The 15,756-nt window shown below is 62.5% G+C and carries 13 protein-coding genes; 11 read left to right on the top strand and 2 right to left on the bottom strand.

What is annotated here, in order from left to right; translation table 11 throughout:
- Nucleotides 1-167 precede the first annotated feature (167 nt).
- Nucleotides 168-1,631 (top strand): arginine-ornithine antiporter, encoded by a 1,464-nt coding sequence (gene arcD / locus AB4Y40_RS32285; protein ID WP_368691329.1) that lies wholly within the window; start codon nucleotides 168-170, stop codon nucleotides 1,629-1,631.
- 28 nt (nucleotides 1,632-1,659) lie between these two features.
- On the opposite strand, the gene AB4Y40_RS32280 is transcribed toward arcD, so the two are convergent.
- Both AB4Y40_RS32280 and AB4Y40_RS32275 read right to left on the bottom strand, forming a co-directional pair.
- On the bottom strand, nucleotides 1,660-2,250 hold the full coding sequence (locus tag AB4Y40_RS32280) for a dimethylsulfoniopropionate lyase (protein WP_368691328.1): 591 nt from the start codon (nucleotides 2,248-2,250) through the stop codon (nucleotides 1,660-1,662).
- A gap of 37 nt (nucleotides 2,251-2,287) precedes the next feature.
- On the bottom strand, nucleotides 2,288-3,214 hold the full coding sequence (locus AB4Y40_RS32275) for a LysR substrate-binding domain-containing protein (protein WP_368691327.1): 927 nt from the start codon (nucleotides 3,212-3,214) through the stop codon (nucleotides 2,288-2,290).
- 268 nt (nucleotides 3,215-3,482) lie between these two features.
- On the opposite strand from AB4Y40_RS32275, the gene AB4Y40_RS32270 reads away from it, so the two are divergent.
- From AB4Y40_RS32270 to AB4Y40_RS32225, 10 genes are all read left to right on the top strand, one after another.
- Nucleotides 3,483-4,742 carry an SRPBCC family protein gene (locus AB4Y40_RS32270; protein WP_368691326.1) on the top strand — a complete coding sequence of 420 codons (1,260 nt, stop codon included), beginning with the start codon at nucleotides 3,483-3,485 and terminating at the stop codon, nucleotides 4,740-4,742.
- Between the two features lie 52 nt (nucleotides 4,743-4,794).
- Nucleotides 4,795-5,895 (top strand): 2Fe-2S iron-sulfur cluster-binding protein, encoded by a 1,101-nt coding sequence (locus AB4Y40_RS32265; RefSeq protein WP_368691325.1) that lies wholly within the window; start codon nucleotides 4,795-4,797, stop codon nucleotides 5,893-5,895.
- Between the two features lie 590 nt (nucleotides 5,896-6,485).
- Nucleotides 6,486-7,775 (top strand): glycine betaine/L-proline ABC transporter ATP-binding protein, encoded by a 1,290-nt coding sequence (locus AB4Y40_RS32260; RefSeq protein ID WP_368691324.1) that lies wholly within the window; start codon nucleotides 6,486-6,488, stop codon nucleotides 7,773-7,775.
- On the top strand, nucleotides 7,772-8,653 hold the full coding sequence (locus AB4Y40_RS32255; RefSeq protein WP_028203873.1) for a proline/glycine betaine ABC transporter permease: 882 nt from the start codon (nucleotides 7,772-7,774) through the stop codon (nucleotides 8,651-8,653). Before AB4Y40_RS32260 ends, AB4Y40_RS32255 begins: the two co-directional genes overlap by 4 nt.
- Nucleotides 8,654-8,733: 80 nt before the next feature.
- Nucleotides 8,734-9,615, top strand: a complete 882-nt coding sequence (locus tag AB4Y40_RS32250; protein ID WP_321924185.1) for a glycine betaine ABC transporter substrate-binding protein — start codon at nucleotides 8,734-8,736, stop codon at nucleotides 9,613-9,615.
- 102 nt (nucleotides 9,616-9,717) lie between these two features.
- Nucleotides 9,718-11,013: a serine hydroxymethyltransferase gene (gene glyA / locus AB4Y40_RS32245; RefSeq protein WP_368691323.1), complete on the top strand. Its 1,296-nt coding sequence runs from the start codon at nucleotides 9,718-9,720 to the stop codon at nucleotides 11,011-11,013.
- Nucleotides 11,014-11,084: 71 nt separating this feature from the next.
- Nucleotides 11,085-11,972, top strand: a complete 888-nt coding sequence (locus AB4Y40_RS32240; RefSeq protein WP_368691322.1) for a dihydrodipicolinate synthase family protein — start codon at nucleotides 11,085-11,087, stop codon at nucleotides 11,970-11,972.
- Nucleotides 11,973-11,981: 9 nt separating this feature from the next.
- Nucleotides 11,982-13,313, top strand: a complete 1,332-nt coding sequence (locus AB4Y40_RS32235) for an NAD(P)/FAD-dependent oxidoreductase (protein ID WP_368691321.1) — start codon at nucleotides 11,982-11,984, stop codon at nucleotides 13,311-13,313.
- 17 nt (nucleotides 13,314-13,330) lie between these two features.
- Entirely contained in the window at nucleotides 13,331-14,824 is a 1,494-nt protein-coding gene (locus AB4Y40_RS32230) for an aldehyde dehydrogenase (protein WP_368691320.1), read from the top strand.
- Nucleotides 14,825-14,916: 92 nt separating this feature from the next.
- Nucleotides 14,917-15,687 (top strand): pyrroline-5-carboxylate reductase, encoded by a 771-nt coding sequence (locus AB4Y40_RS32225; RefSeq protein WP_368691418.1) that lies wholly within the window; start codon nucleotides 14,917-14,919, stop codon nucleotides 15,685-15,687.
- Nucleotides 15,688-15,756: the final 69 nt, after the last annotated feature.

Genomic DNA, 15,756 nt, shown 5'->3' with positions numbered 1-15,756 from the left:
TAAAGCGCGATCATATCGCAATGCCGGCGATGCGCCGCGCATGGCCCGACGTTTCCTGTCGTTTCCGGTTGCACTGCGTTTTCCTTGCATTTGCCTGCATACCTGCCAACATTGATTTCGCAATGGAGCCGGATACCCCGACCTGACACTGCGAAGACGGAGCGGATATGAGCGACGCCACCCACGGGTTCGATGCCGCCGGGGAACACAGGGGCACAAACGGGCTGCGGCTGGGCGCGCTCGTTGCCCTCGTCGTGGGCTCGATGATCGGCGGCGGCATCTTCTCGTTGCCGCAGAATATGGCCGCTTCCGCCGGTGTGGGCGCTGTGCTGATCGGCTGGGTCATTACGGCCTTCGGCATGCTGACGCTTGCGCTGGTATTTCAGACACTCGCGAACCGCAAGCCGAATCTCGATGGCGGCGTCTACGCGTACGCCAAGGCCGGATTCGGCAATTACATGGGCTTCGCCTCGGCCTGGGGCTACTGGATCAGCGCGTGGCTCGGCAATGTCGGCTACTACGTGCTGCTATTCAGTACGCTCGGCTATTTTTTCCCCGTCTTCGGCGAAGGCAATACGTTACCCGCAATCGCCTGCTCCTCGCTGCTGCTATGGAGCGTGCATTTCCTGGTGCTGCGCGGCATAAAAGAAGCGAGTTTCATCAATCAGATCACGACGATTGCGAAGATCGTTCCGCTCGTCCTGTTCATTCTCATCTGCCTCCTCGCGTTTCGCCTGCATATTTTCTCGGCCGATATCTGGGCGCGCTCGAATCCGGCGCTGGGCGGTGTGCTCGATCAGGTCCGCAACATGATGCTCGTCACGGTGTGGGTGTTCGTCGGCATAGAGGGGGCGACCGTTTTTTCGGCGCGCGCCGCGGACCGCAAGAGCGTCGGCAAGGCCACGGTGATCGGATTTTTCGTCGTGCTTCTCGTGCTGGTGCTCGTCAACGTGCTGGCGCTCGGCATCATGACGCAGCCGCAACTCGCCGGGCTGAAGAATCCCTCGATGGCAGGCGTGCTCGAACACGTTATCGGACACTGGGGCGTGGTGCTGGTGAGCGTGGGGCTCGCCATTTCCCTGGCCGGCGCGCTGCTTTCGTGGGTCATGCTGTGTGCGGAGATTCTGTTCTCGGCCGCGCGCGACCGCACGATGCCCGCGTTCCTGCGCAAGGAAAACGCGAGGCAGGTCCCGGCCAACGCGTTATGGCTGACCAACGGCATGGTGCAGCTGTTTCTGCTCATCACGCTGGTGTCGAAAGGCACGTACCTCTCGCTCATCTATCTCGCCACCTCGATGATTCTCGTGCCTTACTTCTGGTCGGCGAGCTACGCGTTGCTGCTCGCCATTCGCGGCGAGACTTATGAACTGTCGCAAAAGGAACGCCGCAGGGATTTTCTGATTGCTGCGGTTTCCGTGCTCTACGCGGTCTGGCTGCTTTATGCCGGGGGCGTGAAATACCTTCTCCTTTCGTCACTGCTTTATGCGCCGAGCGTCGTCCTGTTCGCCAAGGCGAGGCGCGAGGCCGGGCAGCACGTGTTTACGCATCTGGAGAAATTCGTATTCGCAGCCGTGCTCGTTGCCGCGGTCGTGGCCGGCTACGGCTTGTATCGCGGGCTGCTGAGCCTTTGATTGAGCCGCCGATAATCGAAAAGCGCGCTCATACCAGCAGGCACCACAGCGCGAGGAGCGGAGTGGTGCCCGAGCGCATGGCGTGCAGGCTGTTGGGCGGATTGTGGAGGCCGCCGCCGATGCCCGGATCGAACCAGTCGCCGTCGCGCTGGCGGAATTCCCCTGCGCTGAGCAACACATAGGCTTCTTCAGGGGGATGTCGATGATCGGGGTATCGCGTGTGCGGCGCGAGCAGCGAAAACCCCAGTTGCAAGTCGTATCGGCTCTCCATGCCGCCGGGGCCGCAAATCATGCCGTTCACATGCTTTTCGACATAGTCCTCGCTTCCATTCGCTCCGGACGTTCGCCGCTGCCAGCCGATAGCGGGTTCGAGCGTTTTGATGGCGCGGGCCGCATCGCCGAGACTGGTTGAGTCGTCAAGCAGTGGTGCGAGGGATGCATCGAGGAGATCGCAGGCGGGATAGCGTGCGCGGTTGCGCTTGCCGTCGTCGGACGGCTGTTCGAGACGCTCGAATACTTTCACGGCCATCTGGCGGCCAGCCTCCGGCAGCGCTGGCGCCTGAAACAGCGTTCGCGCAACGCGAATGAAATGCTCGAGGTTCTCATGGCGCTGATACATGGGGGCTCCGGTAATTGAGTAGATAGGATTCCTGCAGTCAGCGCGGCGCCGGGTCCCCTCGCAGCCACTCGATGAGCTGCGTGATGACCGGCGTGATGGTCCGCCCGTGAGGCACCACGACGAAGTAGGCGTCGCTGGGCCGGAACGTCGCGAGGTCGATGCGGACCAGGTCTCCCGTTCGCAGCAGGTCGTCGACCAACCTGTTCCAGCCGAGCGCTATTCCCTGCCCATAGCGCACGGCCTGAATGGCGTCGGTGTAGAGGCTGCACCGCAGCACCTTGTTCAGGCGCGCGGGCCGGTACCCCACGGCGCGAAACCATTCGTTCCAGCCCATCCATCCTTCGGACGTGGCATCCGACTCCACGAGCGCCATCCTGGCGAGGTCTTCGAGCGAGCGCGGCGTGCCGTATTCCTCCAGGAACTCCCGCGAGCAGACGGGAAAGACTTCGACATCGAACAGCAGGGTCGAGGTCCCGTCCGGCCAGTTGCCGTCTCCATAGCGCACGGCGACGTCGACCTCGACATGCCGAAGGTCCGCCGTAAACATGTCGGTCGACAAGCGCAGCTGCAAAGGCGGATCGAGCTTCTTCAGCTTCGCGAGCCGCGGCAGGAGCCGGAATTGCGAAAACGCGGCCGTCGAAGCCAGCACCAGTTCTCTTTGCTCGGTGCCGGTCACCAGCCGATCGAACACGCCTGCGATCTTCTGCATCGACTCGGCGACGACCACGTATAGCGCTTCGCCTTCACTCGTCAGATCAATCGAGCGGTGCAGGCGGTGAAAGAGCTGCACGCCGAGCGTTTCTTCGAGGAACCTCACCTGCCGGCTCACGGCGGACTGCGTGACACCCAGTTCGCTTGCCGCGTAGGTGAAACTCCCGAGGCGCGCCACGGCCTCGAATTCGACAAGGGCGGTCAGCGAGGGAACGATCCGACGATAGCCTTTCGTTGCTTTGGTGTTTCTCATCCGCTTTTACATCTGTCGACGGGTAAGGCAAGTGGGTTTGTGCCTGCATGGACGACCCTCTTTTACCGGGGAAACCCTGGCCTGGCATTCCCGGTTAGTCGGCCCGCGAGGCCCATTTCGGGCGCCGCATTCCGGGCGCATTTTCGCATGATTTAAACGAATGTGAAGCAGCTTATAAAGCGCGTTGACGGTGTGTTTCGACGGTCCAATACTTCACGCCATATCAGTGTTCCGAACGCTACGCAACGTTCTCATCCAGAGGCCCACTATGTCCGAAGTTCAAATTCAAACGCACCGCGAACTCGTCGATAGCCGCAAGAAGGGACACGGCATGCCCGGTGAATTGTTCGGGCGTCAGGACGTGTTCGAAACGGACGTCGAGGTGTTCTTTCACAAGCTCTGGATTCTCGTTGGCGTGACGGCCGACGTGCCGGAACCGGGCGATGTCCACACGGTGGATATCGGTCGTGCATCGGTCATCATCGTGCGCGACGACGACGAAAACGTGCGGGCGTATCGCAACGTTTGCCGTCATCGTGGCTCGCGCATCATGAAGAAGGCCGGCAAGGCGAGCGTCGGCATGCTCGTGTGTCCGTACCATCAGTGGACCTACGATCTGGACGGCAGCCTCAAGCATTCGACACACATGGGCAAGGACTTCGACGCAGGCTGCCACGGCCTGATTCCGGTTCATGTGAAGACAGTGGGCGCGCATATTTTCGTTTGCCTCGCCGACGAACCGCCCGCGGACTTCGAGAAGCTCGAGGCCGTGATGGCGCCGCGCTTCGCGCCGTACGACCTGACGCGCACGAAGATCGCCCATGAAATGGAGATCGTCGAAAACGGCAACTGGAAGCTCGTAATGGAAAACAACCGCGAGTGCTACCACTGCGCGGGCACGCACCCGGAGCTGACGAACTCGTTTCTTGCCGAAGACTTCGGCTTTTGTCCGGACGGCCAGAGCGAAGCGTCGCTGCAGGCCTACGACGATTACCTGAAGCGCAACGCGGCATGCCTGGAGAACTGGGAAAGGGACGGCTATGTCTGCGGCACGGTCGAAGCGCTCGACGAGAGCGTCGATACCAACTTCCGCACTCAGCGGCTCGTCATCTCGGGCGCAAACGAATCGCAGACGCTGGACACGAAAGTGGCCTGCACGAAGCTGCTGGGCGGCGTCACGCGCCGCGATCTCGGCGACGTCCACATGTGGGGCCATCACTCCTGGACTCACGTGATGAGCGACCACGCCGTGATTGCCTACAGCCTGCCGCTCGCGCCGGACAAGACGCTCGTGCGCACGCTCTGGCTGGTCCATGCGGACGCGGTGGAAGGCGTGGACTACGACCTGAAGAAGCTCACGGAAGTGTGGGTCGCGACGACGACCCAGGACGCGGAGCTCGTCGGCAACACGCATGCGGGAACGCAGGATCCGGCCTATATTCCGGGGCCTTTCTCGAACTTCACCGAGGCCGCGCTCGACCAGTTTTCGCGCTGGTACGACGCGAAGCTGAAGGCACACGGAGTTTGAGGTCGCCATGAACGTAGCCGCGGATTCATGTTTCATCCAGCAGGGTCAGGAAATGCTTGATCGTTTTTGCAGTGCGAGCACGTGGGAGCGCGCAGACGCGCAGTGGCCAAGCCACGAACAGCGCACGCTGACGTGCATGCGCGTGTGCGCCGAGACGCACGACGTGCGGACCTTCGTGTTCAGCACGCGGGAGGGCCACTTTAGCTTCGAGCCGGGGCAGTTCATTACCGTGTCCGCCGAAATCGACGGCAAGGAGGTCAGCCGCTGCTACACGATCTCCTCGCCGCCCACGCGCCCCTATACGCTTTCCATTACGGTCAAGCGCACGCCGGGCGGTGTCATGTCGAACTGGCTGCACGAGAACACGAAAGAGGGCGTCGAGTTGCAGGCCTTCGGGCCGTCGGGGGTGTTCACGCCTTCTTCGGGACCGGCTGCCAAGAGTCTCTATCTTTCGGCGGGATCGGGTGTGACGCCGTTGATGTCGATGACGCGCGCGGCGCTCGACCTCGGGCTGAACCGCGATATCGTGTTCATTCATAGCGCAAGGACGCCGGAAGACATCATCTTTCGCAACGAGCTTTCGAACTTGTGCGCGCTCTCGGACAAACTGCGCGTGGTTCACGTCTGCGAGGCGCTCGGGAGCGAACCGGACTGGTCGGGGCCCGTGGGGCGACTCAGCCTGGATCTGTTGATGGAGCATGTGCCGGACTACCGCGAGCGCGAGGTGTTCATCTGTGGACCCGGTGGTTATATGGACGCTTCCAGAAAGATGCTGGCGGATGGCGGCCATGACCCCGCCCGCTATCATCAGGAAAGCTTCAACTTCGCGGAGACCGTGGAGTGCGCTGAGGCGCCGGTCGCCGAGGCCAGCGCCGAGCCGGCCGCGCAGGCCGGCTTTACGGTGCAACTGGCGCGCTCGGGCCGCTCGTTCACGATGGACGCCTCGCAGACCGTGCTCGCCGCCGCGCGCAAGGCCGATGTGCCCTTGCCGTCGTCATGCAGCCAGGGCATATGCGGGACCTGCAAGACGAAGGTGCTCGAAGGCTCCGTGGACATGAAGCACAACGGCGGCATCCGTCCGCGCGAAATCGAGAAGGGGATGCGGTTAATGTGCTGCAGCCGCCCGACTTCGAACCTGGTACTCGATTTGTAGCAGGGCGACTATGGTCTGAATGGCTTCGGCAAGCCGTTCAGCCTGAATTGAAATGCACCGATGCCCCGTCGTGGCCCGCAATGCGTTGCGGGGCGCGCCGGGGCAATTTTTTTTTGTCGTCTGGACTTTCGCCCAATTCCCCGTCGTTTCTCCCATTTACTCGCATTTTTCTCGCATTTTCCTGGTATTTTCCCTGACTGAATGCTCCCCAGGACTTTCCCTTGTCCTATGCGGCGCGCGCCGCTTCCCGAAGATTGGCCAAACGCGGCCATTCCCACCACTCAATTGCCCGCAAAGCCCCCACCTATATAGGATCTGCGCGCCGTTCGCCTTTTCGCTAAACGTTTCATTGCTCACCTGGCGCCTCGCACGCATTACCAAAGGTATGGGAAAGGGCCGAAAAAATGTAGCTGGAGGGGACAAATTGGATTGCTACGCTGCAATCACTGCATCAACGGCCGCGCCAGAACCGAAACCGCCGACGTATTGGATTCGAAGCCGGGATGCCAGCTGAATCGCCACGCTAGCACTTCAGGTCGTACCGGAGTTCACCAGCGCCAATTTTTTGAACCAGCCAGTTGGGATGACAAATGGCCCCTCATCTGACGTTCGCACCGGGCGACACGTTGCCGCCAGGCGCAATCAACACAGCGGGTACGCCTTCGGTGGCCCGGCCCATTGCCATATCAGGAACCGACATCCTGACGGTCAAGAACCTGTCGAAGATCTTCGGCCCGAAGCCCGAGGTTGCCGCGCAACTGGTCAAGCAGGGCCTGGGACGCGATGAGGTCTTCAAGCGCACCGGCAACATGGTGGCGGTCAACGACGTCAGCCTCAACGTGAAGGCCGGCGAGATCTTCGTCATCATGGGACTCTCGGGCTCCGGCAAGTCGACGCTCGTGCGGCTGCTCAATCGCCTGATCGAGCCGACCTCCGGCCAGGTCGTTCTCGAAGGCCGTGACATTGCGCCGATGTCCACGCCCGAACTGCGCGAAGTGCGCCGCAAGAAGATGGCGATGGTGTTCCAGTCGTTCGCGCTGCTGCCGAACCGCTCGGTGCTCGACAACATCTCGTATGGCCTGGAAGTGGCGGGCATGAAGAAGTCCGAGCGCTATGAAATCGCCCGTGCGGCGCTGCAGCGCGTGGGACTCGGCTCATACGAAAAGCTGCTGCCCAGCGAGCTCTCGGGCGGCATGCAGCAGCGGGTCGGTCTTGCGCGCGCCCTGGCGGTCAATCCTGCCGTGCTGCTGATGGATGAAGCCTTCTCCGCGCTCGATCCGCTGATCCGCTTCGAAATGCAGAGCGAGCTGCTGCGGCTCCAGAAGGAGGAGCAGCGGACCATTGTTTTCATCTCGCACGATATCGAAGAGGCCATCAAAATTGGCGGCCGGATCGGCATCATGAAGGACGGCTGCCTGATTCAGGTCGGCACGCCGGCCGAACTGATCCAGTCTCCGGCGGACGACTACGTGCGGGATTTTTTCCGTCATGTCGACGTCTCGCGTTTCCTCAAGGCCGAGAGCCTCCTGACCCGCGTGGAGCGCGGACTGATTTCCGGCGACGTCGGCGCGCCCGCTGAGCGTTACCTCAATCAACTGATCGATAGCGGCGCCGAATGCGGTTACGTGTGCGATCCAGCCGGCCGCTACCAGGGTTGCGTCACGCCCGCTTCGCTGCACAAGGCGGGTGCCCAACCGCTGCGCGAAGCGTTGCTCAAGGACTTGAGCACGGTCTCGCTGGACACCGACCTGCACGAACTCTCCGCGATCGCCCTGAGCCAGCAACACGACGTGCCGGTGACGGACGCGGCAGGCAAGCTCGCGGGCGTCGTGTCGTGCCGGACGATACTCAAACAGGTTATGGAGCGGAGGGCAGCATGAATTCGTCAGTCATCGGCAAGTTCGCAGAGAACGCCGTCAATTTTCTTTTCAATCACTTCCAGGGCGGATTCAATGCGTTTTCCGCGGCGCTCGGTGCAGTCGTCAAGCTGCTCGAAGACGGCCTTGGGGCGATTCCCTTCGTCGCGATGCTCGTCTTTCTCGTGGCGTTTGCATTGTGGCGCCGCGGCATCGCCTTCGCGGTGTTCGTCGGCATCGCGCTGCTGCTGATTCACTACATGGGGCTGTGGCCGCAAACGGTCGCGACGCTGGCCCTTGTCGTCGCCGCGACGGTGTTCAGCCTCATCGTCGGCGTGCCGCTCGGCATCTGGGGCGCGCGCAACAAGCGGGTCGAACTGATTCTGCGTTCGCTGCTCGATTTCATGCAGACCATGCCGGCGTTCGTCTATCTGATTCCCGCCGTGATCCTGTTCGGCCTCGGCCGCGTGCCTGCCGTGATCGCCACCGTCGTGTTCGCCATGCCGCCCGTGGTGCGGCTTACGACGCTCGGCATCCGCCAGGTTCGCGAGGAATTGCTGGAAGCGGGCCGCTCGTTCGGCAGCACCGACGCGCAGCTGCTCTGGAAGATCCAGCTGCCGAATGCCTTGCCGTCCATCATGGCCGGCGTGAACCAGACCATCATGATGTCGCTTTCGATGGTCGTGATTGCTTCGATGATCGGCGCAGGCGGCCTCGGCGAATATGTGTTGAGCGGCATCCAGCGGCTCGACATCGGCATCGGCTTCGAAGGTGGCCTCGGCGTCGTGCTGCTGGCCATCGTGCTGGACCGCCTGACGGAGACGTTCGGCGTGAAATCGAAGAAGAGGAGGCCCGTCACGAAGGTGGGCAAAGCTGGCACCACCGAAGCGGCGCATAGCTGACTAGCCGGATGCCTGCCTGAAATCGCAGGCAGGTCATCCGCTGCGAATGGGTAGTTTCAATATAAATCCGGAGTACTAACATGATTAGCGATACTTTCAAATCACTCGTGACGAAGCTGGCGCTATCGACGGTCGTCGCCATGAGTGTCGGCGTCGGGTCTGCGGTAGCGGCGGAGCCGATCAAGCTGGCGATCACCGACTGGGCCGACGTACTCGCCACGGCCAACGTCGCCAAATACGTGCTCGAAACGAAGCTGAATCAGCCGGTCAAGTTCGTCAATGCGGACATCGGCATTCAGTTCCAGGGCGTGGCGCGCGGCGACCTCGACATCATGGTGGGCGGCTGGCTGCCGGTGACGCACGCTGTGTACTACGCGAAGTACAAGAACGATCTGGATGATGTCGGCGTCATTTACACGGGTGGCCGCAACGGCTGGGCCGTGCCCGCCTACGTGCCGGAGTCGGAAGTGTCGTCGATTTCGGACCTCAACAAGCCGGACGTCAAAAGCAAGCTCGACGGCACGATCCAGGGCATTGGTCCGGGCTCGGGCCTGATGCAGGCCTCCCAAAAGTCGGTTCAGGCCTACGACCTGAATGGCTACAACCTGCAGTCGTCGAGCGAAGCCGGGATGCTCGCTGCCGTGTCGCGCGCGTATCAAACGAAGCAGTGGGTCGTCGCCACGGTCTGGAGCCCGCACTGGCTCTGGCAGAAGTGGCAGATGCGCTACCTGAAGGACCCCAAGGGCACGCTGGGCGGCGAAGAGCAAGTGCACGCGTTCGCGTCCAAACAGTTCGCCACCAAGTTTCCCCGCGCCGATGTGTTCTTCAAGCATTTCAAGCTGACGCTGGCTGATGTCGAAGCCATCGAACTCGAAGGCAACAGCACGAACGACTATGCGACCGCCGCGAAGAAGTTCGTCGACGCGCACCCGGACAAGCTGAAGGCCTGGCTGCAGCAGTAACCAGAAGGTTCGTATTCACGGGGGCAGGAAAGGCCCGCTGCCCCCAACCATTTTCATGTTCCATCAGGGCCTGCTTGACACGATTACTTCCTGGAGTGACCTGTGAGCGAATACTCGTGCTTCTTTTCTGAAACGCTCCAGAGCCGTGACCCGGTCATTGCATCGGAGATCGCGCTCGAATTGCGCCGGCAACAAACGCAGATCGAATTGATCGCTTCCGAGAACATTGTTTCGGCGGCGGTGATGGAAGCGCAAGGGACGGTGCTGACCAACAAGTATGCCGAGGGTTATCCGTCGAAGCGCTATTACGGCGGCTGCGAGCACGTCGACCGCATCGAGGCGCTCGCGATCGACCGCGTGAAGGCGCTGTTCGACGTCGAGTACGCCAACGTGCAGCCGCATTCCGGCGCGCAGGCGAACGGCGCAGTGATGCTCGCGCTGGTCAAGCCGGGCGACACGGTGATGGGGATGTCGCTGGACGCGGGCGGCCACCTCACGCATGGCGCGCGGCCGGCGCTCTCCGGCAAGTGGTTCAACGCCGTGCAGTATGGTGTGAGCCCGCAAACGTATCGCATCGACTACGACGCCGTGCGGCGGCTCGCGCAGGAGCACCGGCCGAAGCTCATCATTGCGGGCTACTCGGCGTATCCGCGCGCGCTCGACTTTGCGGCGTTCCGTGAAATCGCGGATAGCGTTGGCGCGCTGCTGATGGTCGACATGGCGCATATCGCCGGCATCGTCGCGGCCGGCCGCCATGAAAACCCGATCAAGTACGCGGACGTGGTGACGTCGACCACGCACAAGACGCTGCGCGGCCCGCGTGGCGGCTTCATCCTGACCAACAACGGCGACCTCGCCAGGAAGATCAATTCCGCCGTGTTCCCCGGCTTGCAGGGCGGTCCGCTCATGCATGTCATCGCGGGCAAGGCGGTGGCGTTCGGCGAAGCACTGCGTCCTGAGTTCGCGGGCTATATCGACCGCGTGCTGCGTAATGCCGACGCGCTCGGCAACGTGCTGCAATCGGGCGGGCTCTCGCTCGTTACGGGCGGCACCGACAACCATCTGCTGCTCGTCGATCTGCGTGCCAAACACATTACTGGCACGCAGGCCGAGAAGGCCCTCGAGCGCGCGGGCATCACCTGCAACAAGAACGGCATTCCGTTCGACACGGAAAACCCGACCGTGACTTCCGGCATCCGGCTCGGCACGCCGGCCGGTACGACGCGCGGATTCGGCACCGCTCAATTCGAGCAGATCGGCGAAATGATTCTCGAAGTGCTGGCGGGCCTCGAGCGCGAGCCGGGCGGCGACGACCACGTCGAGCGCGCCGTGCGTAGCCGCGTGCGGGATCTGTGCAACCAGTTTCCGATTTATTCGCACGCCGACGCCCTGGCATAGGCCAGCCGCTCAGTGCGAATGCAGTGAAGACCCGTTTATCTGTTTGAAGATTACTGAAGAGAGGAATCGAAATGAGCTTCGAGGGCGTACATACTCCGCTGGTCACTCCGTTCAAGGAAGACGGTGAAATCGACCATGCCTTGCTCGGCAAGCACGCAGCGAATCTCGCGGGCCGCGTATCGGGACTCGGGATCGGCGGCACCACGGGCGAATATTACGCGTTGAGCTTCGAGGAACGCGTCAAGACTTTCAACACCGTTGCCGAGGCGGCGGGTGGAAAGACGTATCTGACCGCGGGCATCAACGCGACCACGACGAAGGAAGTGATACGCCTGGGCCTCGAGGCGAAGCGTGCAGGGCTACCGGCGCTGCTGGTTGCCGCGCCGTACTACGCGCAGCCCACGCAGGAAGAACTGCTCAGCCACATGCTGAAGGTGGACGACGCGCTCGACATGCCGATCATGCTGTACAACTTTCCGGCCCGCACGGGAACGGAAATCAGCGATGGCGTGCTGGCAACGCTGCTCGAGCGTCCGAACTTCATCGCCATGAAGGAGAGCACCGGCGATATTTCGCATCTGCACCATCTCGTCACGCACTTCAAGGACCGGCTGGTGGTCAGCTGCGGCATGGACGACCAGGCGCTCGAATTCTTCGCGTGGGGCGCGAAGAGCTGGGTAGGCGGCGCCTCCAACTTCCTGCCGGAAGCGCACACGGCGCTGTTCGACGCGTGCGTCAAGCAGAACGATTTCGTGTTGGGCCGCAAGCTGATGGCGCAATTGCTGCCGGTGCTCGAACTGCTCGAGCGCAGCGGAAAATTCATCCAGTACGTGCGCTACGGCTGCGAACTGGCGGGGCTGCCGGTTGGGGGGGCGCGTGCACCGCTCGGCGCGCTCACACAGGAGGAGCGCAGCGCGTTTGCGCAGCTTGTGAAACCGCTTATTCGCAACACCCAGTAATCACTGAAAATGGTCTCGAACCTGGAATTCGCGCGGTTTCCTGCGCCGGACGGCGTCAACGGCTGGTGGGAGAGTCTCCCGCCGGCGGGGCCTGCCAGAAGCGTGACGTCGGAGCATCGATACGACTGGGTCGTCGTGGGCGGCGGCATCACCGGGCTGTGCGCGGCTCGCCGGCTTGCCGAACTGGCGCCCGATGCGTCGATCGCGCTCGTCGAGGCCGATCGCATCGGGCGCACGACGGCCGGACGCAATTCCGGATTCTTCGTCGATTTGCCGCACGACATCAGCAGTGAAAGCTATTCGCGCAGCGTGGCGGAGGACAAGGCCGACGTGCGGTTCCAGCGGCACGGCATCGACTATGTGCGCTCGATCGTACGGCAACACAAGATCGATTGCGATTGGCGCGACGACGGGAAATTTCACGCCTCGGTCAACAAGAAGGGGCTCGACGCGCTCTCGCATTTTGCGCAGGGCCTGACGCGCATCGACGAAGCTTTCGAATGGCTCGATCAGGTGGCCATCCGCAAGGTAACGGGCACGGACTTTTATCAAGGGGCGCTCTTTACGCCGGGCTGCAGCACGGTGCAGCCGGCTGGGCTCATGCGCGGACTCGCGGCCACGCAGCCGGAGAACGTCACGGTCTACGAGCTGAGTGCAGTCACCGAAATCGAGCACCGCGGCAACGAAAAGGTCCTGCATTTCGCCAGAGGAAAGATCGTCGCCAAACAGGTGATTCTCTGCACGAACGCTTATGCGGCGACGTTCGGCATCCATCCCAATGGCTTGCTGCCTGTCTACACCTTTGCATCGATGACTCGCGTCATGCATGCCGGCGAGGTCGAGAAGCTGGGCGGAACGCGGTCGTGGGCGCTGATCCCGGCGGACCCCATGGGCACGACCGTGCGCCGTCTTGCTACGGACCGTATCTGCGTGCGCAACCATTTCGCGTTCCGGCCGGGGCTGCAGGTGTCCGAAGCCGATCTCGCGAAGGCGAAAACGCTGCATCAGCGCTCGTTCGACCGCCGATTCCCCATGCTCGAGGGCGTCGAGCTGGAATACACGTGGGGTGGTCCACTGTGTCTCTCAGCGAACAACGGCGCGTTGTTCGGCCGCCGCGACGATGGAATTCTGGAAGCGGTGGGATGCAACGGGCTCGGGCTGAGCAGAGGATCGTCGTCAGGCAAGCTGATCGCCGAATACGCGCTTGGCCAGAACAACGAGCTTGTCCACCAGCTTCTGAATCAGCCCCATCCGCGCTCGCTGCCGGTCCGGCCCATTGTGGACATGGCGGTGTCGGCGACGATCTGGGCAAAGGAAATGTCGGCGGGCGCCGAGCTTTAATCAACCAAGGACATGAGATGACGACGCATCAGGAATGGAAGCAGAAAGCCGCGGAACTGGCGCTCGACGGCCGGGCATTGATCGCCGGAGAGCGGTGTGGAGCGGTGTCGGGAGAAACGTTCGCCACGCTTAACCCCGCGTCGGGCAAGGTGCTGGCGCAAGTGGCGAAATGCGATGAAAAGGATGTGGATCACGCGGTCGCCGCCGCCCGCCATGCATTCGAATCGGGCGTGTGGTCGAACGCAGCGCCGGCGCATCGCAAGGCGGTCCTGCTTCGCCTCGCGCAACTGATCGACGAGCATGCGGACGAACTGGCGCTGCTCGAAGCGCTGGAGGCGGGCAAGCCGATCAGTGAATGCCTCGCGCTGGATATTCCCGAGTCGGCAGCCTGCATTCGTTGGCACGCCGAAGTGACTGACAAGCGTTACGACGCGCTCTCGCCTTCGGGCGCGGATGTCGTCAGCATGATTACGCGTGAGCCGATTGGCGTGGTGGGCGCGGTCCTGCCCTGGAACTTCCCCGCGCTGATGCTGGCCTGGAAGATCGGTCCCGCTTTGTCGGTTGGCAATAGCGTGGTCGTGAAGCCTGCGGAGCAAACGTCGCTCTCGACGCTGCGCATCGCGGATCTCGCGCTCGAAGCCGGCGTACCCGCGGGCGTGTTCAGCGTCGTCACGGGTTTCGGCGATAGCGCGGGGCAGGCGCTGGGCCGCCATCCCGATGTCGATCTCGTCGCGTTCACGGGCTCGACCGCGACCGGCAAGCGCTTTCTGCACTATTCCGCGGATACCAACCTCAAGCGTGTGGTGCTCGAATGCGGCGGCAAGAATCCGCAGGTGATTCTTCCCGATGTCGCGAATCTCGATGCGGTCGCCGAACAGGCCGTCGCCGCCGCGTTCTGGAACATGGGAGAGAACTGCAGCGCCGGCTCGCGGATTCTGGTTCCTTCGAGCAAGCGGGCGGAACTGGTCGAGAAAGTTCAGGCCGTTCTCGCGGGCTGGAGGACGGGTGATCCGCTCGACCCGGACGCGAAGCTCGGCGCGCTGATCGAGCAAAAGCACTACGAGAAGGTGCTGGCGCACATCGAGAAAGCGAAGGAGCAGGGCGCGCGCATGATTTGCGGCGGCCGTGCCGCGCTGACCGAGACCGGTGGATGGTTCGTCGAGCCCACGATCTTCGATCAAGTCACGCCGGATATGGCCATCGCGCGCGAAGAGGTGTTCGGGCCGGTCGTGTGCTTCATCGAATACGAAGACGTGGAAGATGCCATCCGCATCGCGAACGACACCTGCTACGGACTGGCGGCTTCGCTGTGGACCGATAACGTGAACAGCGCGCATAAGGTTGCGGCGCGTATCCGTGCGGGCACGGTCACGGTAAACTGCTTCGGCGAGGGCGACCTTGCGACGCCGTTCGGCGGCTTCAAGCAATCGGGCTTCGGCGGCCGCGACAAGTCGGTCTACGCACACGACCAGTATTGCGAGCTGAAGACGACCTGGCTGAAGCTCGCCTGAACTGGCAGCGGTAACGCGCGCGAGCGGGCCGTCAGGCCCCGCTCGCATTCCGTGGCGGGCTTGCGCCACTGCTGAACAGGACTTGCATGCTAATGCGCATCGGATTCGTTGGAACGGGTGCAATCACAAAGGCCGTGGTGACCGGGTTGCTGCGCTCGGGCCTGTCATTCGAGCGGATCACGCTTTCTCCGCGCGGCGAACCAACGGCTGCCGAACTGGCGGCACTCGACGACCGGATCCGCATTGGCACGGACAATCAGGACGTGCTCGACGCGTCGGACATCGTGTGTCTCGCCGTCGTGCCGCAAATCGCAGCCGATGTGCTCGGCGAGGTGAAGTTCGATGCGCGCCACCACGTGATCAGCTTCGTCGCCGCGATGTCAGTCGACAGGATGGCGAGCCTCGTTCGCCCGGCCAGCAAGGTCGTGCGGACCATTCCATTGCCCGCCGTTGCACAAGGCAAAGGCAGCACGGCGATCTGCCCGCCGGATGCGATCGCGAAAGCGCTGTTCTCTGCCATGGGTGAGGCCGTCGAAGTCGAAGACGAGCAGAAGTTCAACGCCATCTCCGCGGTGACTGCGACGATGGCGTGCTTCTACGCGGTGCTGGAGAGTCAGGCGGACTGGCTCGTTCGGCAAGGCGTTCCGTATGGCGACGCAAGGGCGTTCCTGTCCGGCTATTGCGTGGGTCTGGCGCACGACACGACGCTCACGGCGCAATCCTTTTCGTCGCTGGCGGAGCACTGCATGACGCCGGGTGGCCTCAACGCGCAATTGCACGCCGAACTTACGGAGCGCGGCACCTACACGCACTATGGGGAGGCACTCGACAGGGTGTTAAAGCGGGTCGTCGGTGGGACGTAAGCCAGGCGACACAGTAGAAGGGCGATGCTGCATCGTCTATAAGACCCTTATTATGGAACACCTTACTTG

The organism is Paraburkholderia sp. EG287B (assembly GCF_040965595.1).
In the GTDB taxonomy this organism is placed as follows: Bacteria; Pseudomonadota; Gammaproteobacteria; order Burkholderiales; family Burkholderiaceae; genus Paraburkholderia.
This window is presented reverse-complemented; position numbering and strand designations above follow the sequence as displayed.

Coding starts and splice junctions, on each gene's coding strand:
- arcD (WP_368691329.1), top strand. CDS start 168: ATGAGCGACGCCACCCACGGGTTCGATGCCGCCGGGGAACACAGGGGC.
- AB4Y40_RS32280 (WP_368691328.1), bottom strand. CDS start 2,250: ATGTATCAGCGCCATGAGAACCTCGAGCATTTCATTCGCGTTGCGCGA.
- AB4Y40_RS32275 (WP_368691327.1), bottom strand. CDS start 3,214: ATGAGAAACACCAAAGCAACGAAAGGCTATCGTCGGATCGTTCCCTCG.
- AB4Y40_RS32270 (WP_368691326.1), top strand. CDS start 3,483: ATGTCCGAAGTTCAAATTCAAACGCACCGCGAACTCGTCGATAGCCGC.
- AB4Y40_RS32265 (WP_368691325.1), top strand. CDS start 4,795: ATGCTTGATCGTTTTTGCAGTGCGAGCACGTGGGAGCGCGCAGACGCG.
- AB4Y40_RS32260 (WP_368691324.1), top strand. CDS start 6,486: ATGGCCCCTCATCTGACGTTCGCACCGGGCGACACGTTGCCGCCAGGC.
- AB4Y40_RS32255 (WP_028203873.1), top strand. CDS start 7,772: ATGAATTCGTCAGTCATCGGCAAGTTCGCAGAGAACGCCGTCAATTTT.
- AB4Y40_RS32250 (WP_321924185.1), top strand. CDS start 8,734: ATGATTAGCGATACTTTCAAATCACTCGTGACGAAGCTGGCGCTATCG.
- AB4Y40_RS32240 (WP_368691322.1), top strand. CDS start 11,085: ATGAGCTTCGAGGGCGTACATACTCCGCTGGTCACTCCGTTCAAGGAA.
- AB4Y40_RS32235 (WP_368691321.1), top strand. CDS start 11,982: ATGGTCTCGAACCTGGAATTCGCGCGGTTTCCTGCGCCGGACGGCGTC.
- AB4Y40_RS32230 (WP_368691320.1), top strand. CDS start 13,331: ATGACGACGCATCAGGAATGGAAGCAGAAAGCCGCGGAACTGGCGCTC.
- AB4Y40_RS32225 (WP_368691418.1), top strand. CDS start 14,917: ATGCGCATCGGATTCGTTGGAACGGGTGCAATCACAAAGGCCGTGGTG.